Source organism: Klebsiella sp. KTE92, assembly GCF_000398905.1.
Taxonomy (GTDB): Bacteria; Pseudomonadota; Gammaproteobacteria; order Enterobacterales; family Enterobacteriaceae; genus Klebsiella; species Klebsiella variicola.
Genome location: NZ_KB976100.1, coordinates 1,893,982 through 1,918,043 on the forward strand (window position 1 = coordinate 1,893,982; position 24,062 = coordinate 1,918,043).

The 24,062-nt window shown below is 48.1% G+C and carries 26 protein-coding genes; 13 read left to right on the plus strand and 13 right to left on the minus strand.

Annotated features, from left to right (window positions below):
* The 5 genes from purB to rluE are packed head-to-tail and all read right to left on the minus strand — an operon-like array spanning position 1 to position 4,359.
* Positions 1-1,371 (minus strand): adenylosuccinate lyase, encoded by a 1,371-nt coding sequence (gene purB, locus A1WC_RS16365; RefSeq protein WP_012968556.1) that lies wholly within the window; start codon positions 1,369-1,371, stop codon positions 1-3.
* A gap of 3 nt (positions 1,372-1,374) precedes the next feature.
* The gene (gene hflD, locus A1WC_RS16360) at positions 1,375-2,016 is read right to left on the minus strand and encodes a high frequency lysogenization protein HflD (RefSeq protein WP_004140557.1); all 642 of its coding nucleotides are present in this window, start codon (positions 2,014-2,016) and stop codon (positions 1,375-1,377) included.
* 54 nt (positions 2,017-2,070) lie between these two features.
* Entirely contained in the window at positions 2,071-3,177 is a 1,107-nt protein-coding gene (mnmA, locus tag A1WC_RS16355) for a tRNA 2-thiouridine(34) synthase MnmA (protein WP_074386605.1), read from the minus strand.
* A 56-nt stretch (positions 3,178-3,233) separates the two neighbouring features.
* The gene (locus A1WC_RS16350; RefSeq protein WP_016160632.1) at positions 3,234-3,692 is read right to left on the minus strand and encodes an NUDIX hydrolase; all 459 of its coding nucleotides are present in this window, start codon (positions 3,690-3,692) and stop codon (positions 3,234-3,236) included.
* Positions 3,693-3,708: 16 nt separating this feature from the next.
* The gene (gene rluE / locus A1WC_RS16345; RefSeq protein ID WP_016160633.1) at positions 3,709-4,359 is read right to left on the minus strand and encodes a 23S rRNA pseudouridine(2457) synthase RluE; all 651 of its coding nucleotides are present in this window, start codon (positions 4,357-4,359) and stop codon (positions 3,709-3,711) included.
* A 240-nt stretch (positions 4,360-4,599) separates the two neighbouring features.
* Here rluE and icd point away from each other — a divergent pair, with 240 nt between their 5' ends.
* A complete protein-coding gene (icd, locus tag A1WC_RS16340) occupies positions 4,600-5,850 on the plus strand; it encodes an NADP-dependent isocitrate dehydrogenase (protein WP_008806032.1) in 1,251 nt (416 codons plus the stop codon).
* Positions 5,851-5,967: 117 nt separating this feature from the next.
* Here icd and A1WC_RS16335 read toward each other — a convergent pair whose 3' ends face one another.
* The 7 genes from A1WC_RS16335 to A1WC_RS0124965 form a co-directional block, all read right to left on the minus strand.
* The gene (locus A1WC_RS16335) at positions 5,968-7,095 is read right to left on the minus strand and encodes a site-specific integrase (protein WP_014228877.1); all 1,128 of its coding nucleotides are present in this window, start codon (positions 7,093-7,095) and stop codon (positions 5,968-5,970) included.
* Positions 7,076-7,321 (minus strand): excisionase, encoded by a 246-nt coding sequence (locus A1WC_RS0124960; RefSeq protein WP_012542206.1) that lies wholly within the window; start codon positions 7,319-7,321, stop codon positions 7,076-7,078. Before A1WC_RS0124960 ends, A1WC_RS16335 begins: the two co-directional genes overlap by 20 nt.
* A 52-nt stretch (positions 7,322-7,373) precedes the next feature.
* Positions 7,374-9,512: an exonuclease gene (locus tag A1WC_RS16330; protein WP_016160634.1), complete on the minus strand. Its 2,139-nt coding sequence runs from the start codon at positions 9,510-9,512 to the stop codon at positions 7,374-7,376.
* Between the two features lie 141 nt (positions 9,513-9,653).
* The gene (locus tag A1WC_RS16325; protein WP_014228879.1) at positions 9,654-9,998 is read right to left on the minus strand and encodes an Rrf2 family transcriptional regulator; all 345 of its coding nucleotides are present in this window, start codon (positions 9,996-9,998) and stop codon (positions 9,654-9,656) included.
* Between the two features lie 42 nt (positions 9,999-10,040).
* The gene (locus tag A1WC_RS16320) at positions 10,041-10,235 is read right to left on the minus strand and encodes a DUF1482 family protein (protein WP_016160636.1); all 195 of its coding nucleotides are present in this window, start codon (positions 10,233-10,235) and stop codon (positions 10,041-10,043) included.
* Positions 10,236-10,655: 420 nt separating this feature from the next.
* Positions 10,656-10,778, minus strand: coding sequence for a hypothetical protein (locus A1WC_RS28380; RefSeq protein ID WP_016160637.1), 123 nt, complete (start codon positions 10,776-10,778; stop codon positions 10,656-10,658).
* Positions 10,779-11,052: 274 nt separating this feature from the next.
* Positions 11,053-11,397, minus strand: coding sequence for a transcriptional regulator (locus A1WC_RS0124965; RefSeq protein WP_227550973.1), 345 nt, complete (start codon positions 11,395-11,397; stop codon positions 11,053-11,055).
* A 180-nt stretch (positions 11,398-11,577) separates the two neighbouring features.
* Here A1WC_RS0124965 and A1WC_RS25995 point away from each other — a divergent pair, with 180 nt between their 5' ends.
* From A1WC_RS25995 to A1WC_RS16285, 12 genes are all read left to right on the plus strand, one after another.
* Positions 11,578-11,799, plus strand: a complete 222-nt coding sequence (locus A1WC_RS25995; RefSeq protein ID WP_032691151.1) for a transcriptional regulator — start codon at positions 11,578-11,580, stop codon at positions 11,797-11,799.
* Positions 11,800-11,801: 2 nt separating this feature from the next.
* Positions 11,802-12,356 carry a toxin YdaT family protein gene (locus A1WC_RS16315; protein ID WP_016160639.1) on the plus strand — a complete coding sequence of 185 codons (555 nt, stop codon included), beginning with the start codon at positions 11,802-11,804 and terminating at the stop codon, positions 12,354-12,356.
* Positions 12,357-12,407: 51 nt separating this feature from the next.
* On the plus strand, positions 12,408-13,391 hold the full coding sequence (locus A1WC_RS0124975; protein WP_032691152.1) for a DnaT-like ssDNA-binding domain-containing protein: 984 nt from the start codon (positions 12,408-12,410) through the stop codon (positions 13,389-13,391).
* A complete protein-coding gene (locus A1WC_RS0124980; protein ID WP_223849140.1) occupies positions 13,303-13,848 on the plus strand; it encodes a replication protein P in 546 nt (181 codons plus the stop codon). The genes A1WC_RS0124975 and A1WC_RS0124980 overlap by 89 nt, the downstream gene beginning before the upstream one ends.
* A 13-nt stretch (positions 13,849-13,861) precedes the next feature.
* Positions 13,862-14,302: a PerC family transcriptional regulator gene (locus A1WC_RS16310; protein ID WP_016160641.1), complete on the plus strand. Its 441-nt coding sequence runs from the start codon at positions 13,862-13,864 to the stop codon at positions 14,300-14,302.
* Between the two features lie 423 nt (positions 14,303-14,725).
* A complete protein-coding gene (locus tag A1WC_RS27440; protein ID WP_016160642.1) occupies positions 14,726-18,196 on the plus strand; it encodes a hypothetical protein in 3,471 nt (1,156 codons plus the stop codon).
* The gene (locus tag A1WC_RS16305) at positions 18,193-19,059 is read left to right on the plus strand and encodes a hypothetical protein (protein WP_016160643.1); all 867 of its coding nucleotides are present in this window, start codon (positions 18,193-18,195) and stop codon (positions 19,057-19,059) included. Before A1WC_RS27440 ends, A1WC_RS16305 begins: the two co-directional genes overlap by 4 nt.
* 696 nt (positions 19,060-19,755) lie before the next feature.
* Positions 19,756-19,989 (plus strand): DinI family protein, encoded by a 234-nt coding sequence (locus A1WC_RS16300; RefSeq protein WP_016160644.1) that lies wholly within the window; start codon positions 19,756-19,758, stop codon positions 19,987-19,989.
* 62 nt (positions 19,990-20,051) lie between these two features.
* Positions 20,052-20,291 carry a hypothetical protein gene (locus A1WC_RS26000; RefSeq protein WP_071599446.1) on the plus strand — a complete coding sequence of 80 codons (240 nt, stop codon included), beginning with the start codon at positions 20,052-20,054 and terminating at the stop codon, positions 20,289-20,291.
* Between the two features lie 40 nt (positions 20,292-20,331).
* A complete protein-coding gene (locus A1WC_RS16295; protein ID WP_016160645.1) occupies positions 20,332-20,724 on the plus strand; it encodes a hypothetical protein in 393 nt (130 codons plus the stop codon).
* Positions 20,725-20,923: 199 nt separating this feature from the next.
* Complete coding sequence (locus tag A1WC_RS16290; RefSeq protein ID WP_016160646.1) at positions 20,924-21,955, plus strand: DUF968 domain-containing protein; 1,032 nt, start codon at positions 20,924-20,926, stop codon at positions 21,953-21,955.
* Between the two features lie 16 nt (positions 21,956-21,971).
* On the plus strand, positions 21,972-22,574 hold the full coding sequence (locus A1WC_RS16285; protein ID WP_016160647.1) for a hypothetical protein: 603 nt from the start codon (positions 21,972-21,974) through the stop codon (positions 22,572-22,574).
* 236 nt (positions 22,575-22,810) lie between these two features.
* On the opposite strand, the gene A1WC_RS27445 is transcribed toward A1WC_RS16285, so the two are convergent.
* Positions 22,811-23,020, minus strand: coding sequence for a hypothetical protein (locus A1WC_RS27445; RefSeq protein ID WP_142668895.1), 210 nt, complete (start codon positions 23,018-23,020; stop codon positions 22,811-22,813).
* Between the last annotated feature and the right edge of the window lie 1,042 nt (positions 23,021-24,062).

Sequence of the window (24,062 nt, forward strand, 5' to 3'; positions counted from 1 at the left end):
TTATTTCAGCTCGTCAACCATGGTGGTTGCCCGACCAATATAGTTGGCCGGAGTCATCGCTTTGAGGCGCACTTTTTCGTCTTCCGGCAGGGCGAGGCTGTCAATAAACTGCTTCATCCCTTCCGCGTCAACGCGTTTGCCGCGGGTCAGCTCTTTCAGCTTCTCGTACGGTTTTTCGATACCGTAACGGCGCATCACGGTCTGGATCGGCTCAGCCAGTACTTCCCAGTTGTGATCCAGTTCGTCCAGCAGGCGATCCTGGTTCAGCTCCAGCTTGCTGATCCCTTTGAGGGTGGACTGATAGGCGATCAGCGCATAGCCGATGCCCACGCCGAGGTTACGCAGGACGGTGGAGTCGGTCAGGTCGCGCTGCCAGCGGGAAACCGGCAGTTTGCTGGCCAGGTGCTGCATGACCGCATTGGCCAGGCCGAGGTTGCCTTCGGAGTTTTCGAAGTCAATCGGGTTCACCTTGTGCGGCATGGTGGAGGAGCCGATTTCCCCGGCGATGGTCTTCTGTTTGAAGTGGTTGAGCGCGATGTAGCCCCACACATCGCGATCGAAATCGATCAGAATGGTGTTGAAGCGCGCGATGCAGTCAAACAGCTCAGCGATGTAGTCATGCGGCTCGATCTGGGTGGTGTACGGGTTCCACTGAATGCCCAGCGAGGTGACGAACTCTTCGCTGAACTGATGCCAGTCGACTTCCGGGTAGGCGGCGATGTGGGCGTTGTAGTTACCCACCGCGCCGTTGATTTTACCGAGGATTTCCACCTGGTTCAGCTGACGGTACTGGCGCTCCATACGGTAGGCGACGTTCGCCATCTCTTTACCCATGGTGGACGGCGTTGCCGGCTGACCGTGGGTACGGGAGAGCAGCGGCACATCGCGGTACTGGGTTGCCAGATCTTTTACCGCGTCAATCAGCTTGCGCCAGTAAGGCAGAACCACTTCGTCGCGGGCGGTTTTCAGCATCAGCGCGTGGGAGAGGTTATTGATGTCTTCAGACGTACAGGCGAAGTGAATAAACTCTGATACCGCGTGCAGCTCGGCGACGTCAGCGACTTTCTCTTTCAGAAAATACTCTACCGCTTTCACGTCGTGGTTGGTGGTGCGCTCGATGGTTTTGATGCGCTCAGCGTCTTCGACGCTGAAATCGGCGACGATTTTGTCAAGGAAACCGTTTGCGTCGGCAGCAAAAGCAGGAACTTCCTTGATCGCTGCGTGGGCGGCCAGTTTTTGCAGCCAACGTACTTCCACCTGAACGCGGAATTTCAGCAAACCGAATTCGCTGAAGATACCGCGCAGCGCGCTGACTTTATCGCCGTAGCGGCCGTCTACAGGGGAAACGGCGGTCAGTGAGGATAATTCCATAGATCACAACTCCGGGGTTAAATGAGCAAGAATTTGCTTTGCCTGGTTAACCAGACGATTACGGGAAAACATTAGCTGCAGACGTCCGCCGCCCACCTGATGCCAGAGCACCGCGGCGCGAATACCCGCCAGCAGCGCTGAGCGAACTTTCGCCTGCACCTGCGGGCTTTGCAGCACGGCAGGGGAGCCGGTCACCTGAATACGCGGCCCCAGCGGGCTTATCACGTCAACATAGATGCCTGCCATGGCGCTGAGCAGCGTTTCGGACTGCAGGTCAAAATGTTCCAGTTGACGGTGCAGGCCAGCGATGCGGTTGCCGAGCGTGTCCATCGCCCCTTTACTGGCGGCGAGCTTGCGCTCCAGCACCATCAGGCTCAGGGTATAGCGCGTCAGTTCAGCATTGAGGCCCTGACGGCTGCTGGTATTGAGCACCCCGAGCAGCGTTTCAAGGCCGAGGCGAAGATTGGCTTCACTGCCACCGAACACCGCCAGCGTCGACTCGGGATCGAGGTCGATGATGCTGTTCAGCGACACATGCAGGGCATCGCTGTCGCAATGTCCCTGATGCGCCAGTTGCTGAACCAGTCGTGCCGCCTGGCAAACGCCAGCCAGCGCCAGCGTGATGTCATAGTAATTCTTCGCCACACATACTCCTTGTCAGCCGTCGGGGCGGTTCGTCCCGACGGAAATAACGCGCGTTCAGGACTGCAGAGGCAGTCGCTGTTCAATAATACCGCCGCCGAGGCATACTTCACCTAAATAGAACACCGCGGACTGGCCCGGGGTGACCGCCGCGACCGGCTCATCGAAGCGGACTTCGATACGGTCTTCATCCAGCGCGGTGACGGTGCAGGGGATATCGGTCTGGCGATAGCGGGTTTTCACCGTGCAGCGCAGGGTGCCCCGCAGCGGTTCACGGTCAACCCAGTGCAGCTGTTGGGCAATCAGGCCGACGGACATCAGGCGCGGGTGGTCATGGCCCTGGGCGACGACAAGAATATTGTTCTCAACGTCTTTATCCACCACGTACCACGGATCTTCGCTACCCTCTTTGGTGCCGCCGATGCCCAGCCCTTTACGCTGGCCCAGCGTATGGTACATCAGCCCCTGATGGGTACCGATCTCCTCGCCGTCGACGGTGAGGATTTTGCCCGGCTGCGCCGGCAGATAGCGGCCAAGGAAATCGCGGAATTTACGCTCGCCGATAAAGCAGATGCCGGTGGAATCTTTTTTCTTCGCGGTGATCAGATCCAGCTCTTCGGCGATCTTACGCACCTGCGGTTTTTCCAGCTCACCCACCGGGAACAGGCTCTGGGCAATCTGCTCGTGGCTAAGGGTATAGAGGAAGTAGCTCTGATCTTTGTTACCGTCGAGGCCGCGCAGCAGCTGGCTTTTGCCGTCGACATCGGCGCGGCGCACATAGTGCCCGGTGGCGATGTAGTCGGCGCCGAGGTCTTCGGCGGCAAACTCGAGGAAGGCTTTAAACTTGATCTCTTTATTGCACAGAATATCCGGGTTCGGCGTGCGGCCGGCTTTGTACTCTTCCAGGAAGAGCTCAAAGACGTTGTCCCAATATTCGGCGGCAAAGTTAACGGTGTGCAGTTCAATGCCCAGCTTATCGCAGACCGCTTGCGCATCGGCAAGGTCGGCGGCGGCGGTGCAGTATTCCTCGCCGTCGTCTTCCTCCCAGTTCTTCATGAACAGGCCTTCCACCTTATACCCTTGCTGCAGCAGCAGGTACGCGGAGACCGAGGAGTCGACGCCGCCGGACATGCCGACGATCACTTTTTTCTGGCTTTCTGACATGGAAATACTCGCTACATTGAACTTCGAGGCGGCGTATTCTAGCACGCGCTCACCGTTCATTCACCCCCTGTGAACGGCCAGTTAAATGCGCCAATCAGCGACAGCGGCTGGCGCGGGTCCTGCAGGTAGCAGCGAATGCTTTCGGCAACCAGCGGCGAGCGCAGGTTCGGCGCGTTAAGAATTTCCTCAGCACTGAGCCACAGGCAGCGATCGATATCGCTGTCATGCGGTTCGGTGGCGCACAGATCGCTAAGTTCGATGGCGAACAGGAAGCGCAGAAACGGCGTGTTATCGGGAGCGACCCACTGGTGCATGCGGATGACGTGCTGCGGCGTGGCGCGAATGCCGGTCTCTTCCCACAGTTCGCGTTCGGCGGCCTGCAGCAGCGTCTCATTGGCTTCCAGATGGCCCGCCGGCTGGTTCCACAGCGCCTTGCCGTTAATGGTCTCTTCGACAATGAGAAATTTATCCTCGGCGTGAACCACGCAGGCAACGGTGACATGAGGTTTAAACATCGCTTTTCCTTGTTAGTTATTCGGCTTTGCGCCATTCGCCGTTGGCCAGCCCGTCCAGCGTATAGCCGCCCATGGCGTAGCGGATCAGGCGCAGGGTGGGAAAGCCGACGTGGGCGGTCATCCGCCGCACCTGGCGGTTACGTCCCTCATAGAGGGTGATTTTCAGCCAGCGGGTGGGGATCGATTTGCGCTCGCGAATAGGCGGGTTGCGCGGCCACAACCACCCGGGCTCGTCGACAAGTTCGACGCCGGCGGGCAGGGTGGGGCCATCGTTGAGGGTGACGCCATCGCGTAGCGCAGCCAGCGCCTCGGGCGTGGGTTCTCCCTCCACCTGGACGTAGTAAATCTTGCCGGTGCGTTTACCCGGCTGGGTCAGCTTCGCCTGCAGCGCGCCGTCGTTGGTCAGCACCAGCAGGCCTTCGCTGTCGCGGTCAAGACGACCGGCAGCGTAGACGCCCGCCACGGGGATAAAATCTTTCAGCGTGCTGCGCCCGGCCTCGTCGGTAAATTGCGGCAACACATCATAGGGTTTATTGAACAAGATCACAGTTTTTGGCTGGTGTTCTTTACGTTGTCTGGTGACTTGTTGTGTGCTGAATCGCTCAACGCGATGTTTTCTAAATGAAGTTTTCTGCATGGTATTTTCAGGCTCTATCAATTGCCGCATTATAGCCTAATTACGAATGCCTTTCATGGACGCAAACATTCAGGTAGTATTGACATGCTCATTACAAATTATTAACAAAAAATTGCTCAAACCGATTCGCACTACAGGCAGGAAGGCGACACGGACGCGATAGCTCCGCTTAGCGGGAAAACCCGGTACGCTGGAGCTGGCCGACTCAGCCAACACCAGGCTCGCGTGAAGAGGGAAGAGCAGAACCAGAAGCGCTCGAAGGAGAGGTTAATGGAAAGCAAAGTAGTAGTTCCGGCGGAAGGTCAAAAAATCACCCTGCAAAACGGCAAACTGAACGTCCCTCACAATCCGATTATCCCGTTCATTGAAGGCGACGGTATCGGCGTTGACGTTACCCCAGCGATGCTGAAAGTGGTTGATGCCGCCGTTGAGAAAGCCTATAAGGGCGAGCGTAAAATTTCCTGGATGGAAGTTTACACCGGTGAAAAATCGACCCAAGTCTATGGCCAGGATGTCTGGCTGCCAGCTGAAACCCTCGATCTGATTCGTGACTACCGCGTTGCTATCAAAGGTCCTCTGACCACCCCAGTCGGCGGCGGCATCCGTTCTCTGAACGTGGCGCTGCGCCAGGAACTGGACCTCTACGTCTGCCTGCGTCCGGTACGTTACTACCAGGGCACCCCGAGCCCGGTTAAGCACCCTGAACTGACCGATATGGTTATCTTCCGTGAAAACTCAGAAGATATCTATGCCGGTATCGAGTGGAAAGCCGACTCTGCTGAAGCAGACAAAGTCATCAAATTCCTGCGCGATGAGATGGGCGTGAAGAAAATTCGCTTCCCGGAACATTGCGGTATCGGCATCAAGCCGTGCTCTGAAGAAGGCACCAAACGCCTGGTTCGCGCCGCGATTGAATACGCGATCACCAACGATCGTGATTCCCTCACCCTGGTGCACAAAGGCAACATCATGAAGTTCACCGAAGGCGCGTTCAAAGACTGGGGCTACCAGCTGGCTCGCGAAGAGTTCGGCGGCGAGCTGATCGACGGCGGCCCGTGGGTGAAAATCAAGAACCCGAACACCGGCAAAGAGATCGTAGTAAAAGACGTGATCGCCGATGCCTTCCTGCAGCAGATCCTGCTGCGTCCGGCGGAATACGACGTTATCGCCTGTATGAACCTGAACGGCGACTACATCTCTGACGCCCTGGCAGCGCAGGTTGGCGGTATCGGTATCGCCCCGGGCGCCAACATCGGTGACGAGTGCGCGCTGTTCGAAGCGACTCACGGTACTGCGCCGAAGTATGCCGGCCAGGACAAAGTGAACCCGGGCTCCATCATCCTGTCCGCAGAAATGATGCTGCGCCACATGCAGTGGTTCGAAGCCGCAGACCTGATCGTCAAAGGCATGGAAGGCGCTATCGCCGCCAAGACCGTGACCTATGACTTCGAACGTCTGATGGAAGGCGCTAAACTGCTGAAATGTAGCGAGTTTGGCGACGCGATTATCGCGAACATGTAATCTGGCCCCCAGATTATGTCAGAACGGGAACCTGGTGGTTCCCGTTTTTATTATTAGTTTTCGAACGGTTATCAAAATTTTATCAAAACAAGTTATCAAAACCCCTCCCGAAAAACCTCATAAGGCCACCGTTGTCCACCCCTTCCCTCGATCATCATGGTACCTATCCGTTTGTTGTTGAGTTTTATGTCCAAGTAAATCTTTCGTGTTTATACCCTGGGCTTTATATAACCGCTCGGAAAGGGATCTTTGTTCATGGAAAGTTGCCGGTGTACCTTGTCCCCAGTCAATATCTGCACTGTCTCTTGCCTTGCTGAAATTCATGGTCAGTGTTCTGGGTTTCACCTGTGCTCCTCGCTCAGCCTGTGAGGTGGTTCTAAAGAAATGAACCAAATAAGGGCTTACTGCATAATCCCGGCAACGACTGATTACATCTCGGAGGCTCCAGTTGATTGCGTTGCAACGCAGAGCTAATGGTATAGCGATTTTGCTTCCGGTTTTCTCTTGCTCAACGTGTAGATGATCGTCCCAGATGTCCGAGAATTTCATACGGGATATATCACCTAGTCGCTGTCCTGTTACTATGGCTAAAAGCATGGCGTTCCCCATGTATTTGTGATTTTCATCGGCTATATCAAAAATCTTTTGCCATTCCTCAAGAGTGAGGCGCTGGCGAGTGATCTTTCTACGAGGTTGTTTAGTTGCTAGTGCAGGGTTATAACCAGGAGGTACTTCTCCCGCATGCTGAGCTTCTTTAAAAACATCTATTAGGACAGAGCGAATGACCTGAGCCATTCTGGGTTGTCCCTCCGCTAAATATTCATCAAGAATTTGCGCAACATCTCGAACATTGACAGCGGATATTAATTTCATTCCTACCCGTTCCTTAAGCAGAGATACTGGTTTTGCTTTTTGTTTGATAGTGTTTTCTTTAATATCTCCGGACTTCAATCTTTCCTGCTGAATCTTCCAGTAACGTTCAAGCCAGGTGTTAGTTGATATTGATTTTCCTGAGCTGGTGGAAATTCTGTCAGTGATTGCCATTATCTGGCGGGTTTGTTGTTCCGCCAGTCTTTTATTTGCTTCAATAGCTATTGCCGTGGCCTCTGCTTCGTCTGTTCCTAGACTATGAAACTTACCAGTTATCGGGTGCTTATAACGCCAGTATACTTTATTAACCTTTCTGCTGAAGAGCGGGTATAAATTTGGAATAGATATATTATTTTTACGTGGTCTGGCAGCCATCGTTCAAAATCCTCTGCAAAAGAACAGGGTCGCTTTTCTTTACTACAGGAGTGGTCAATGTACCGACCAACTCAGCATCCTCCCTGACGCGCCAGAATCGACCTTCTTTTTTGGCTGGGGGAGAAAACATATTCTGTTTAGCATAATTCCTGAGAGTGGAAACACTTGGAGGATTGCTTCTGTATTTCTCGTTTGCCCACTCTTCAAGGGTTAACATCTGGAGCATATGTTTTACCTCATCATGGCCCATTGCTGGGCCAGTATCTGAAAATACAAAATCAGTTTTGCATCAATTTTTGCAGCACCTGATTGCCGGCAATTATTCGCTGCCAGACCGCTGATACATAGCGGGCCTGATGAATAGCATCAGCGAGGGCATTGTGACGAGACCCTTCAAACGGGATCGTTGTTTTGGGGTCGAAGCTAATGGCCTGGCCGAGCTCTACCATTGTTCGTACGTCCCGATCGTTCCAGTATTCCCACGGATAATCTTCAGCAATGCAATCGTAAGAAGAACGCAGAATAGAGTTGTCGAATGACGCACCGTTACCCCATACCTGCGCCTTTTTGCTCCCACCAGCGACATTATCAGAAACAAATTCTCTGAACTGGAGTAATGCATCCTGCAACGGGATAGCATCATCATTTACGATCGCAGAGCGTGCTTCGGAGGACTGCTTAAGCCACCAGATAACAGTAGATGGATCGATTACGGCGCCCCAGTTCACGGAGGATTCAAGGCATACGACTTTATAGAAACTTTCTCCAATAGAGCCGGTTGCCGGGTCAAAAACAACCGCACCAATAGCGACGATAGGGGCGTTATGTTTTTTACCCATGGTTTCCAGATCAACCATAACGTGAACATAATCAATTGGCTGATCTTCCTCCTTATTATGATGACCGGATTCAATATCTACAGAATCCGTTTGATGAACAACTTCATCTGTTTTTTCTTTTTGGTTAACCTTGCCCGTAACGTCAACAAGACCTTCAATGGAAAATACTCCGTCCCCAATTTTTGAAACTTCAGGCTGCCTGGTCTTGGTAAGGTCTTCGGTTACCCACTTCGGATCCGTAGGGTCGCTAACCCCTTCAACATATTCGCCGCGCTCGGCGGCCAGAACCTGATTAGCGTCCGGACGTTGCTTTTGAGCCTCTTTTACCAGTTCGGCACCAACTGCTTTAATGTCGGAGGAGAGTGTTTCCAGTTTTGCGCTGCTATCCTCTCCGGCGATTACTTGGTTTGTTGCATCCAGAGTGACTGCAGCAGATGGAATATGTCCCGCCTTGGTAAGCGTCTCAGCGCTCGGGGTATCATGCTTATGTTCAGTCAGATTCGCGTTGATGTAGCCACGCAACCGATCTGGAAAAGGAGTTATTCCACTGGATGCTTCCCTGATCAGTGCAAAAATCGCTGCACGGGAATAATCAAGGATGCCTGGTGTGCTCCGTAATGCTGCAGACCATTCTTTAAATGGACTTTCTTTCTTCTGTACTATTTCCTTCGCGCGGCGGTGGACTGATGCCGGAAAATTATAGATGTCAAAATCCATAGGCATCGTTGCAAGAGCGATCTCTATATCCAGAGTATCCAGCGAATGCTGATAATCCGGATTGCGGTCAGTTTTGTTACCGCCGCCAGCATTGGCGCCGGCATCGGTTTTGTTTATTGAGGTGATATAGTTTCCAGCAGCCCATTCCTTTGTAAGGATCCCGCGGTCAATGTGCGACGTTTCAAGCCACAATTTGGCGAACTGAATTTGCTTGCCGAGCTCATGGCGTTTCCCCACAGGAAATACGCTCTTAAATGCACTGGTAAATTTCCACAGGCCAGGCATATCATATTTTTTAAGCTCCGGAATATTTTCTGCCGTCAGCAGCAGATTCTGCACACCGTGATTATCCGTATCCATTTCCATCGCTGAAAGGCGGTTACGATGAGGAATGCTAATGTGATACACGTGGCGCTCGTCGGCCATATACTGGGCAAGCAGCTGCGTGCGGAATGACATTTCCGCCAGGTTGAAGAGTGCTTCTTCATTGTTCGAATAGTCCTCTTCATCGCTATTTGCAGGAGAGATATCGTTTTCTGGTTTACTGGAGGGCTGTGGTTCAGCAGCCGCTGGCGCAACGATTTTTTGCCATGTCAGCCCGTCTTCACCACCAAGCTCGTAGCGATCGCACCAGGTGTCATCCAGTACACCTTCTTCCGGTAAGTCATCAACGATGAGCCAGTTGGTGCGGATCGGCAGCTGATGGCTGGCGCCGCGGCCAACGTTAATTTCAGCGTCTTCCAGGATGTCCAGGATTTTGCGCTCGGCGCGAGAATCGGATTTAGCAGAGAACCAGCAGAAGAGACTTTTCGCTTCGTTTGCTTTTGCCTTCGCTTTAATGAGATACGGGTAGTTGTTCATTGCGTTTGGGCTCCTTTGGATTGTAAGATACCCGGCAGCTGATGGCAGCCGCCCTGGTGGTGGTCATTGGTCAAAACTCGATTCCGGAAAGCTTTGGTCGGCTGACCGGGTACTTAACCCGCCTTGCGCGGGTTTTGTGCTTTATGGGGCTGGCGAATCGCCCCGCAGCAGCTGTGATACGCGAACGTCGTCAAGCGCTCGCAGGATAGGCTCAAAAGTTTTATGGGCTGGCAGTTTAGATACCGCAGTGATCACTTCTGTAACGGTGATGTCATCGCCGCGGGGGCTATAACCACCACCTGGGCCACGCTGTGAAATTACCAGGTTACCCGCCCGCAGCTTTTTGAAGATCTGCTCAAGGTATGAAGTAGACAGCTTTGACTCTTTACTGATGGCCGTCAGTGAAACGGGCGAGCCGTCATAGAGCTTATTCAAAGTGGCGGCGGCCTGGACAGATGCCAGAACGCGTTTCATTCCAAATTCCATAATCACTTCTCCGGCCGTAACGGCCATTGGTCAAAACTCGATTCAAAAACTCACTGCAGGCTGTTGGTCGTCAGCCATGTTTTGTGCATTTCGGTAGGGGAGGCACTGGCCCTGTACTTTTTGTTCATCGGCGTTGCTGTTGCAACTGGCCTCTGATGGATAAACACCGATCAGAACATCAGAGCATTCACCAGTGAGAGCACAAACGCTGATGACAAGGGCAAACAGGGTATTCATGCCTCAGCCTCAGGGTTTCCTTTCTGCGCCAGCAAGTAACACAGCTGGCGTAGTCTCACCTCGAACCAGTTCAGGCGGGTCGCCTGGTTCCCGGTAGGTACTCGGGCAAAATCCTTCATAGTTATCTCCAGTTAACTCAGTATTAGGATGTGGTTTTGCAATGCGGCGCCGGGTGCCTCCCGGTGACGGCAGCCAGTTAACAACTACCGCCGACAACTTTTTCCCCACAATGTGTGAATAACCGCCATGTTTACTTTTTTAACTGTGTCGCGTGCGCATAGCCGCATTCACCGCATTGCAAACCCTGATTTTTTATTTTCACTACTTCGACGCGCTTCGTCGGTGGTGTCGTGACGCTGATCTTCACGATTGAGCTTTTTCACCCTGCAATTCACCACCACGAAGCGCGCAGGATTTCCATTACATTTCAGGAGAGGCGCAGTCTGCCGGCTTACCTGAAAGCGCCGCGGTAAACTCGCTGAAACTCAGCGCCTCCTCACCTTCAGAGAGGCTTTCAAAATAGTCTTCATATGCTTTATCCATACTCATTTCCTTCCCTTAAGGCCGGGCAGCCGAACGTTGAACCTGCTGCGATTGATATTGCTGTCATCTCATCCGGTGTTTCGTATGCCGCCGGCAGCTACTTCGTGGGCTTCCTGCCTCGATGACGTCATAGGACGGAGATAGTATTATCGATATAAACTACAGCTGTCAATTAAAACTGATGATTTAAATTTCAGAATTGGATGTGAGGTGGGGAGCAGGCACAAAAAAACCGCCCGAAGGCGGCGCTTATGAAGGGGCGGGTAAGGCTGTTCTAGTCTTTCTTTCGTTTCATTAAATATTCGTTCATGAAAGCATCGAGTTCTTCCAGCCTTAACTGCATTAACCCGACGAATCGTTCTTGCTCCATTTGAGGAAGCTGATCGTAAATTTCTATGAGCTTTTTGGTCTCCGGGGTAAGGACATAGATATCTTCCGATCTTGGCGGCTGCAGCGTCTCTTCGTCTTCATCTGTCATGAAAAACCAATACAAAGGTTTTCCTGTTATATCAGGAAGTTGCTCAAGCATTTCTTTCCTGGGAAGGATTCCAGCCTGACACCAGCCATTCACTGATTGGGATGTCGCACCGATCCTCCGCCCCAGTTCTGATTGAGACATTCCTATCTCATCTAAGACTCGTTGCAGTCGAACACCAAAGTTCATCTTCATCCACCCAAACAAACACATGAGAAAGATTATACAGATTTTTTCTTCAGGCCTCATATCGAATGATTTGACACTATCGAAATAAACTGATTAAACTGTAATTCAAATTTACAGTTCTTAGTGGAGCAGCGCATGAAGCCATCACTTCAAAAAAAATTACTTGCCGTGTGTAGCCAATCGGAAATCGGACGGCGGCTTAATCGGCGAGCACAAACAGTAAATGGTTGGTTCAAACATAAAGTTCCCGGCGAGTTGGCTCTGAAAGTCAGTAAGGCATTGGAGTGGAAAGTTACTCCGCATGAACTCAGACCAGATCTCTACCCAAACCCAACGGATGGATTACCGAAGGAGTAAGTATGCAAACCATCTCTTTTAAAAAACATAACCCGGTAATGGGCCTGCAACTGAACTCAGAAAATCAGTTTTCCGGTCTACGCCGGGCTCGGATGAAGAGTAGAGCAATTTTTGCTGCCGTTCAGGAATGGGAGTCGACTTTACCTGGACGTGCACAGGACCACATCGCGCAGCTGGTGGATGAGCAATGGAGAAAACAAAACGGTCGCGGAATAAACGTCAATAAACAGAATCTGTACCGCTACCTGAAAAACGAATCCGGATCAGAGAAGTACACCAGCTACGTCATGCAGCTTTCAGGAGCGATCGCTGATGCGATGCCTATTGAGATTGCGCGCAAACACGGATTGAAACGTGGATTGACTGAAAGCGAGCTGGTGGCTCAAGCAATCAAAGAGTGTAGCGAAGCGCACCAGGCAAAATTGCTTGGTGCTCCGTTGCAGAAGTTAGAGCGTGAAATTCGGGAGGCAGCAATTGCACTTTTTAACATGCTTCCTGCAGATGCGGCGGGACCACTTCTGGCGAGCATCAGCGCCGTAGCGCCGCAGTTTTTCTAATCGAGTTTTGACAATGACCACCAGCACCAGCTGGCTAATAAGAGGTTTCAGATGGCCCGCATCAGAACAGTTAAACCTGAATTCTGGACAGATGAGAAGGTGGTGGAATGTTCAATTCCAGCGCGTCTCCTGTTTATCGGGTTGTTCAACTTCGCCAACGACATGGGATGCCTTGAGCGTTCGCCAAAACGGTTGAAGATGCAAATCTTCCCTGCGGACGCGCTCGATTGCGAACCACTAATACAGGAACTGATTACTCATGGATTACTCACTGAGTATTCAGTGAATGATGTCTGGTATTTGCAGATTAAAGGTTTCCTTAAGCATCAAAAAATAAACAGGCCTTCAGCTTCAAAAATACCTCTTCCGCCAGAACTCACTGAGGATAGGGCAGGAGAGGAAGAAAAGAGAGTGACTAATCAAGGAGGACTCAATGAGGACTCAGTGAATCCTCAAGGAGGGCTCACTGACGGAAAAGGAAGGGAAGGGAAGGGAAAAGGATCAAACCCCACTCTCTATGCGCAGGAGAGAAATTTTCCCCAGCAACCTAAGTATCTGCCTGGAGTGGATATTCCGATCGGAAAATTCACCATGCACGACCTTTGGCTGCCGTCACAAGACTGGCCGCGACTGGCTGCTACCTGGGGTATAGCGCTTCCCGAACCGGCATACCTGCCGACAGAGTTGGCAGAGTTCACCGCGTACTGGAAATCCGAGGGGAAAGTGTTCACTCAGATTCAGTGGGAGCAGAAATTTGCCCGCAGCGTGATAAGTGCCAGAGCCAAATCTAAACCACAACCAGCAACCGGAGGTAAAGGCCATGCAGGAATTCAACCAGTTAACACCGCATCCCGGGCAGTTCAGGAAATTCAGGCAGCCAGAGAACGCTGGGAAAAGCAAAACGGACTTGCTGGCGGCGGATACGGCATGGCGGCTATGGACGGTCATGGGGGAAATATTTTCGAACCGGTGGACCCAGAAGAACGGGGCGGCGCCCTCGGATATGTGGATTGCCCAGATTGGATCGATGAGTGAAGCCCAGATTACCCTGGTCTGCAGTCAGTGCATGGAGCGCTGCGCCGCGGGCAGCACATGGCCGCCGGATCTTGCTGAGTTCGTTGCGCTGGTGTCTTCCAGCGGTGCTAACCCGTTCAATCTGACATCTGAAGCTGTAATGGCGGAATACAAGCGCTGGAGGAATGAGTCTTACCGATACTCGGGCAGCGACAAATACCCATGGAAACAGGATGTTCTGTATCACATTTGCATTGAGATGCGCAGAACCGGAGTTGAGAGGAACCTGACTGAGGGGGAGCTGAAAAAACTGGCAGAAAACTTACTCACGAAATGGAGCAAACACCTGGATAACGGGTTTTCGATTCCCCCGATTCGTCGGCAGTTGGCAGCACCGAGGCATGCAGCAGGACCGACACCAGCGCAGATTCTGATGGAAGAGTACAAACGCCGCAAGGCGGCAGGTTTAACCAAGTAAACGAGTTTTGACCATGACCAAACAATCAAAAGCCAAAGTAACCAAAGCACAGATGGTGCTTGCCATCGTTAGCCGGACGCCAGAATGCGTCCTGCAGGATGTCTGCGATGCGCTGGACTTGCAAGCCAGTACAGCAGGTAACTTGCTGCGGCAGCTCCATGCCGCGGGAAAACTCCATCGTACCCATAACGGCTACCAGTATGTCTATCGAGTGGTTGCAGGCGTTGAGGTTCCCGATGTTGCCCTGCCGCAGACTGCAACACCATTATCTGAAGAGGATGTGAAAAAAGTCCAAAACGCACTGTCTCTGGCGAAGACGCTGGAAGACAAAAAGCTGTGGCGCCGGGCTGCGACTGTTTACACATCGATGCTTGGGATGACTACAACAGCAAACGAACTCTGGTTGCTTGCCAAAATGCGTAACCGCTGCCTGCGCAATGCGACGAGGTGCTGATTATGCCTAAAATGGAATCAACAGCATCTGGTACGGGATGTCAAAGCTAAGTTCAAATATTCCGGGATGAGGCAAAGCTGAGATGTCCGCTGAGTGCCAAAAGCAGACGTTATTACCATGCTAATAATTGAAAATACAAGTAGATGGCTAAAGACCTGATAAAATAAAATATCCATAAATTTCAATGTATTGCTTTAAAATCAAGTTCGTATAATACTCATTGAGTGATGATAGCAATTTAAACACTGCTCATATGGTAAGCATGACATAAACGAAATTTGGTCCAAGAAGTCACCCAGGACCATTTAATTTTTTAAACATATGATTTAAAACAGATAGATAGAGAAAAATATCTTGTAAATCAAAAGAAAAATTAGTATCGTTTTTGAACAGGTGTATTTATGTTATTCAGAGGGAATGTGTATGAATGATAAAAAAGATGGAAATATAAAGACAGAAAATATCATTAAGGATGTTATTAGTAAAAATAAGCCACTGGTGCTTTTTTTGGGTCAAGACTATGCTTATACTAATAAAGGAGATCCGGTACTAGCTAAAGTTATTAGCCATCTCAATATTGAAAATGAAGGAAATGAAAGTTGGTTAAGCCTACTAAAAAGCAATAAAGTAACTAAAGAAACTTACGAGTGGCTAGCTGAGCGATTTGAACGAACTACGCAAACTGACTTCATAGATAATATATTTCAACTATCATGGAGTGCGGTATTCACTACGTCTATTGACCCACAAATAGCAAAAAAAATAGAGAGTAGAGGAAGAGTTCCAGAATCAATATTATCTAAAGACCACTATGCTAAGGTAGCAAGGAGTCGTTCAAGGCCTCCCATATATTATTTGTTTGGCAAGTGCAATGAGATCGATAATAGTTATAGTGTTCCATCTAATATTTTTCAGTTAATGCAAAGGAAAAACACTCACACGGGCGCGTTGCTAAACAGAGTTCCTGATACAGTTACATCTTTAGGTTTATTGGTTGTTGATGGCTTTAGAGAAAATAGAGATTGGTTGTCTATTGATGATATGTTGGCTCCATTATCAGTGAATCCAGAAATAGCCGTTATTTGGCTGGGTGAAGCACCAATTAACTCTATTTTCTTTGATGCCATGATAAGTAATGGTCAGATTTTATATGATGAGCGCTCGTTAAGTGAAATAGTATTATCGATGCTTGTTCACTCAGACTCCTTTTCTGATGAACAATTAGGAGTAATCGAACAAAGAGGAACGGAGACAATAACATTAAATGACGGGAAGTTTTTTTCAGTCCCATCATATCTTCGGTTAAGGGTTGAGTCAACAGCTAATATTATTGATGACTCCTGGTTAGAGCAGTATCCAATAATAACTGGTGTCGAACTCGAAGAAGATTTCAGACGCTTTCATGGAGGTTTTGGTGGTATTAGAAATCAATTTGAAGGTATTAGGAAGGGATATGCAGTAAAAAGAGAATTCGAAAAAACTTTAGAAAAAAAATGTAGGGATAATTTAAATAACATAGGAAAATCAAATGGTTATATTGTGGTACATGGTCAATCCGGAACGGGAAAATCAGTTTCTTTGGCAAGAGTGGCATACTTTTTAAGAAACGAATTCAAACTCCCAATATTATATTCAAAAAATAGACTTCCATCAGCAAGTGATATTGAGGACTTTATTGCAGAAGCTGAAAAGAGTGGTGCTATATGTGTTGTGCTCGTGTGCGATGCTAACCAATCCCCAGATAAATACCGAGACTTAGCAATTAGTCTGAAAAGTCGTGGTAGAAAATGCCTTATCATTGGGTCAGCCTATAAAATTGAAGGTATTAGAAAGAAAAATATTAACTTTATAGAAGCAAGCTCTACAACAACTGAAGAGGAAATTAGTAAACTTTACATATTACTAGAGCAATTTGCACCAAGGTATGGTCGTGTGGCTAAGTTAACTCCTCAAGATAAAAATGTATTTTCGCTTTTCTATCGTCATTTAACCATGGGACGTGCGAGAATAATAGATGGAATTACTGATGAAGCAAGGTATACGGAACAAGTTATAAGAATAAAAGCTAGAACTATGCCACAGAGTTATCAGCCACAATTCGTTTTAGCTCAACAATTAATAAAGCTTGGTATCGGAAGCCCAACAGTCAAATTGTTTGAAGATGAAAGTGAAGAGCATACAGAAGCAGGTATAGATGCAGCAGGTAAGTTGATAGATCTCGTTATGGTTGCCGGGAGGTTAGATTGCCCTGTACCCTTAAATCTCCTATTAAGAACATTGAGCAGCGATAAAAATTCTCTAGACTATATCCAAATAGCATATCTTTTTGAAGAGTTAGACCTTTTTAGATGGGATACTTCTGACGCTGAGGGGCATGAATATTTTATTCATCCTAGACTTCGCCTTGAAGCTGAACTTATTTGTCGGAGAAGATTATCAGAGCGTAGCAAGGAGATTGGTTATCTTTTACAATTAATAAAGTCAGTAAGATATTCGAGCACTGATCGAAGATCAGAAATAACTTTCATTTTAGACTTGCTAATAAAAATGCAGAAAGAAGGTCCAAGGAAAAATGCTTATCAAGACGGTTATCTTGACGTAGCCAATGCCTTAACTGAACTCAGAACTAAGCATAACATCATAGATGCAAGCTTAATGCTCCAAGAGTCAGTTTTCCGACGCTCTGCAGTACATGCATCTGATAAAAAAGAGAATGCAGATATAAGAGTATTAACTATAGAGCAACGTGATCTAATATTAAACGAAGCTCGAGCTATTGTCGAAAATGCTAGAAATCAAATATCAGAACGTACATTACGAGCAAGTAAAAAGACTCAGCAAAGTTTAGCTGTTGAACATGCATCGATTTATGGATATCTTGCCGTCGGTTTGGCTAGACAAGATGCTGGTGAAGATGTTGTCTGGTCCCACTATCTTGCAGCTAAAACAGCGATTACAACCGCTATTTCTGTAGCTAATAACCATTATCCATTTGATATTGCCTTATGGACTCCAATTGACGTGCTAAAATATAAAGAATTTAGCCTAGCACATAAGATGGAGCTTCTATCAGATGTTTTATCTATTTTTGATCAAGCAGATACAGTAAGTTTTAATGATTTTTCTGCAAGTAAATTTGAAAGTAGAAAGTTAAAAGCTGCTATGGAGCTTGGCTTCGAAAAGATAGAAGAAGAAAGCTATTTAAGTTTAGAAAAAACCAACCCATCTATAGCGTACTATATTAAAGCTAGGAGTATGTGTGCTGGAATATTTAATGGGAGGTTTGAAACCATACCAGACAATCTAATGAAGTGTGTTTCAGAAGCTGTATCCTTCTTAATGAGCAAGCTAAATATTGTCTTGACTGATATAAGACCATTGCAGTTATTGATTCAGTTAATTTGGATCCAAAAAACACATTCCTTTATATTTAAAAAGGAAAAGCTCATTATCCCACAAGACAACAAGTTTCAAGATGAAATTCTATTACTCGTCCGCAATCTTAACCAACTTGCCGGAGAAAATAAACGTAATAACTTTAGGCTATTAGAAGCAGTATTTGAATGGGTAAGAGGTAGCGCTGAGCATTCAAGAGAATTGTTTAGAGAGTTATCTTCTGACACTGAATTTGAAGATTCCAGCCGTGTAACAAGACGCTTTATTCTAGAAAACAATGATGTTGTTCGAGGATTTAAAGGTCGAGTAATTCGTGATAGAGGTGATGGGCATTGGACAGTTTCTGTCTTTGACCTATCAAGAAATATTGATTTGTTAGGTCGTGATTTCAATGGTGACGATATATCCATTGGACGTGAGATATCAAGATTTAATATAGCTTTTAATTACTTAGGACCGATTGCTGAGCCATTGTCTCGATATGGAGTAAGATCATGAATTTCAGCGAACTACATCATCTTCATTTAGATTTTAAGCGCAGGCTGACCTCTATTCTGGGTAAAGAAGTTTTTCCTGAAATAACTTTAAATCCGCCGACCGGTGACAGTGACGAACTCTCATTCATCCGATTAGTATCGTGGGGATATGTTTTTGTTTACGAGGCTGGAAGAGCCCCTTTAAATTTTTTAAAGAAACTACCTCCATTAGATGGCTACACCGGCAAGGTATTACCAAGTTTGCATGCCCTGAGAACATGGGCAAACCATAATTTGGAGTTCGAGAAATCCAGTGATGTAAAAACTGTTCGTGTGGCAACAACATGGTTGATTGAAAAATGTCAGACTGGATCGCCTTCAAAGCCAGAACATTGGAAAAAATGTTTTGATGCAATGGGCTCTGATTTAAAAAAACTATTAGAAGACTGTTTATTAGCTTGTGACTGTTTTGACCTACATGAAGATAGAGCAGGGTTGATCTCCTCATTTGAACAAAGTCTCGATAGGAATTGGAGTGCTTACCTTTTTGATGGATATGCTGAAAAAGCTCTTCAAAAATTTGGATATGAGGGGTTAAGTGCTCAACAGATCAGAATCAGTAATTTAGATGCTTGGCGAAAAATAGTTTTATCATCAATAGATGATGAGTCTATTAATAGGAATCTAACAATACGAGTGGAGAATGACATACTTAAATTAATGGCATCATCATTCCCTATGACATCTACTGAGATAAGTAAGATCATTAATAGGGATGAAAAAGCTATTGTAATAGCAGCCATGATTTACTTGAGGGAATTTTCAGGAGATAAAATGCAAAATGCTGGTGAAGTCTTAGAAGCTCTCCGAGAGTTAAATTCGTAATAATGTAATTTTCGAGAACATCTATTCTTAGCCCGAATGGATGTTTCTCTCTTTCATCTAATTCAAGAATATAAGGTTTAATTTGTGAAGTATAAGGATGTAATATATACTACATGTAGTTTAAGTAAAAAAGTATTAAACCTATATTAACGACATCGAAACTAACAGACTTTAATTTCAATGGTTCTTAATACGAGAAATTGATAACCACCTCTTTCATATATATTTTTGAACGAATTAATCACTTATGCTTTTCGCTCAAGGCTGTCCGTCAACTATGTGCTGTAAGCAGAGGTTGCAAACCTTAGCCTGTGTTAGTCAATGGGGGCATGTCACAGATAATATTCTGACCCGCTCTCCGTTCGTTAACACATAGCAACGTTAGTAATGCATCCTACGCTGCAATAAAAATTGCGAGCTTCCGCTCCTCGCTCGAAGCAGACCTTCATCCCATTCAGATTGTCCGCTCTGTGCCAAGAGCGGAATCTGGAACGCCAAAGGTAGCAACGTTTCTTATCAAAGGTGTTGATCACCACAAAAATGACTGTATCCCTGTGATAGCGGATTTCGTCCTTTGTGGAGAAAAGATCAATCTAAACATGAGCATGGGTTAGCGAAAAGTAGCATTAAACGCTTGAACATTTTACCTAACAAGTATACTGTTTATTTATACAGTACTTGCGTGAGGAGCTAGTTATGAAAGTGGAAATCACAATTGATCGCCAAAAAAAATTGCCGGATGGCGCTGTGCCTGCTCTGGAGAAGGAGCTACTGCGGCGATTGGATCAAAACTTTAATAACTGCAGTCTTGTGATTCGTCGGGCCAGCTCTGATGGGTTGACCGTGCTTGGTGGAATGGACGGAGATAAAAAACGTGTAGAGGAAATCCTGCAAGACACCAGGGAAAGCGCTGATGACTGGTTCTGTTAAGTTAAGGTCCAGTGGCTTGCCTGGTTTATTTTGAGGATTTTGCTGTGAGTAAAAAACAAGAAATGCCGAACACCGGCTATGCAATTATCAGATGCGACGATGGGGTGATCGTTGCCCGTCTGACATCCTTTCCTGTATGTGAGCGCGCTTTGATGTACCGGCGTGGCGATACTGTTTCGTTTATGCCTCTGCAGCCGGATGAGATCGTGGGGACTCTCTCTCTCTTTTCACAGATGATTGAAAAGGCTAGGTCTGGAGTTGGTTACCAGGTTCCTCCTGGTTCTGTTACAATCCCGTCATAGGCCTGAACAACCTATACCTGCTGCGTCGCGGAGAGAAACCATGACGCAAACCCCCGAAGTATCAAAATCCCATCAGACTGGTGCTCCTTCATCGAGCGCCGGTTTGCTTTCGTCTTCAAAACTAACTTTTCGCCAGCAGGAAGTTTTCGATCTGCTGGTGGCCTACATCAATCAGCATGGCTACCCACCTACGCTATCTGAGCTGGCCGATATGCTCGGCGTTAGCTCGTCTAATGCTGTCCTGTTGCATCTGCGTGCGTTAGAGAGAAAAAATTTTATAAAACTCTCTCGCCGTGTCTCCAGAGGAATTTCCATCGTCGGGCGAAAGGAGCCTATGCTCGCCGTGCAGCTGCTGCAGGAAATGATCGCTGAAGAACCCGGAGCGCGGGAAAGAGCGATTGAGTTTTTGCGACTGTTCGGTGATCAGCCATGAAGAAAAGTTGGTTTTTACACGAGCAGCTTTCAGAGGCTGAGGCTACAGAGCTGGTGGAGCGATACCGTAAAAATAACTGTGTGGTTGAGAAGAGCTTATCCAGAGACTTTGCATCGTGGGAGATCCGCGTGTTGTTGCCGGAATCGAAGAAGCCGCCACGGATTGACAGGACCTACATACAGAAGATGTGGAGGGACTGATGCGAGCTTTGCTTAACGTGGATATTGCACGCCATCTTGGAATTGTGCTGCTTAAGCCGGGTAGTGAATTAATGCCGTTATTCGGTGCCGGCCGAGTTCTTGTTGAAATGCCGCCGGCAAGCATGAAAAAGATACCCAGTGGACGTCTTCCTGATGCCCGGCAGCCGTTGCGGGATGATATGGAGATCAGACCTTTTTTCATGAAGAAGGCAGTTATCACTGCAGCTGGTGGGGTTAGTGCCCTCGAGTCATGGTTGCGTAGGCAGGTTAAAAACTGTCAGTGGACACATTCCGATTACCATCACCATGAGCTCGTCCCGTTTCGCCATTCGACGGGTGTAATAATCGCATGCTGGCACTGTGATAATGAGCTGAAAAACCAAACGGAACAAACCCTCGATCAACTGTTAGGTGTTAATAACGCTGACTGGGTAATCGACACTGCCCGCATCGCGCTTGGTCTGGACGCGCAGCGATCATTGTCACTGGCGGAGCTATGCTGGTGGGCGGTAGGCGCCGGGATTGGCGATGAAATTACAGAAGAAATGGCGCGCCGATCCCTGCGTATTAAAGACGATGGCATTAAATCTGTTTACAGGGAGAGTGAGATCGTTCCGTCGGTACCGGCCACCCGCATTCTTTCTCCCCGTCTCGAAAAAGCAATCAAGCCAACGGCAATAACAACGCCGGGCAAACCTCTGGTTCCTGTGAACGTCGATCCTGTTGCACCGGCGACACTATTCGCGAGACCTAAGCGGAGCCGATGGTTATCAGCTGACTTTATCTCATGGGTTAAAAAACAGCCGTGTATGTGCTGCGGGCAGCCTGCAGATGATGCACACCATCTTATTGGCTGGGGGCAGGGCGGCGTAGGCACCAAGGCCCACGATATTTTTACGATCCCATTATGCCGCAAGCACCACCGTGCTTTGCACCATGACCCTGCTGCTTTTGAGCGTGAATACGGCACCCAGCCGGTATTGATTATTAAATTGCTGGACCGGGCATACGCGCTCGGCGTTCTGGCGTAGTAAGGAGAAGAACAGAATGACACCACGTCAACGCCGTCTGCACCGTGCAGGATTAGAAACAGTGGCCGCCGCCCCGCGCAAAAGCTGGCTGGGCCGATTCACTCCCCTTAGTGGCATTCAGTCCGCCTGGATAAAATCTCTGCTTACTGTTTGGGGGGAAGGGATGAGAGGAGGTGCTGCCCCGCGTAAACCATCAGGATATTCATGCTGGCGAGGAATGAAGGGTGATCACTGGTCAGATAAAGCATTAGAACGCTTTACGGCAGCAATCGAGCAGGCAAGAAGTGAAGGGTATCGCGGGCGACAGGCATTAAGCAGGGCGCATGCCATTTTGTGGCCGAAGCCTGCAACGGTCGCCATTGACGCTGCGATCACTGAGGATGATGTTGAATTTGTTGAACGATGTGTACTGGCGATATTTGAAACGGGTGATCCGGTTTATCTCGTTGGCGTTAACTATTACACCACCCGCAAAAAAATCTCAGACATAACACGGGAAATACAGCTGGTGGCGCCATGGTTAACAGACAGTGAGGCCCGGAAAAGAGTGCGCTGGTGCCTTGAAATATTCAGAGCAAAAGCTTTCCTTTCCGTTCACAAGGCGATTCATGCGGATTAGCAAAAAGTGCTATGTTTCCTGTTTGGTATTGAAAACGGGCCAGAAAGTTAGATAATCCCTTCATGCTTGGCAGAGCTGCGCCACTCGGCAGCGACAAAAAGCGACAATCTGAATATAACGAAGACCCCGCCCGTGCGGGGTTTTTGCTTTCCGGCGATACGACAGGGGTATTCGCGAGATGCGCTGCATCAATACCCCTGTCATATCGTCGTGTTGCATACGTAATCTCACAGGCTTCAGCGTTCACCGGGGATTTTTAGTAATATTTTGAAGATCTTCAGGGCTTCGGTTGTTAACTGATCATGTTCGCGAAAGTAACTGTCACACGCTACCTGCTTTTGAGCAGGGGATAGATTGGGATTACTTGTTAATTCGGAAGTTTTAGCTGCTATTTCTGCCAAACGTTCAAAAATCTCTGAAATTCTTTGGTTATCAGTAGATAGCATTTTACTTACCTCGTATTTACCTGATATTAGTGGGTGCTGCATTGAGTCAGGGCTTTGCAATAGCTTCAAGTATTAGAATGCATACAATTTAAGTGGGCTGTTGCTGGCTTATATTATGGCAGAGGCGCTGGCGGTATGGTCAGATATTGACACTTTGAATGTTTGCATCCTAAATTATTGATGTGGTGAATCCCCCTATGCGGAGGGGCGACCAGTCAGTTACAGAAACCTGTAAATGCAGCGCGGGCCATGCCGACTGGGGCATGCTCACCGGGAGGCACCCGGCACCACACTGATGCCTTAACATAGTGACTGTAATGACAAAAACTTAGCTCTTTATGTCTGTCAGTCTATGATTAACGAACGTAACGGTAAAAACGAAGGCTTTCTTGGTAAATCGGTAGCTCGGACTATTAGGTACACCTTCCTTTCGTTACTGCCTTGGTGGCCGACTTTCCTCCAGGTTCTCTAAGTGGTTTTTTTGTTCATAATCTGCTCGAATTTGTGGCGAGCTTCCACAGATTGATTTTCAGTGTGGTTATACTGTGAACTTATCTCCTTAGTTGATAACGATTATTGTTATCACTCCTTGCTTCGTTAAAGAGCTAACACCGCGTTATATGCGTATTCCGGGGATAAGCGCCGGAAAGGGGATGTGACTAAATGTATCGAGACCCAACTCCTGCGGGGTTTTCTTTTCCAGGGCCCCTTCAATAGTTGCAGAACCTTTACATTTTTATTGATCGGGTTCTTAATCCACCCTGAGGAACACAGAATAAGAAGGTGGAGTAGTGGATCTCATTGAGTTGGCAGAGGGCGTAATCTGGCTATTGCTTGTAGTTCTCGCAACGTTTTTAATTGACCTTTGGTTCAGGCGTAAATGATTTCGTTATTAATGAGTTGAAGTAAGCATAATTCTCAAAAGGCTCGCATTCGCGGGCCTTTTACGTAACTGCAATCCCGTCAGGGCTATTGGATAGAGCTGTGCTGCGCGACACGTCAATGCCATTCCGCGCAGAGTCCTGAATCAGATTGGAAGATG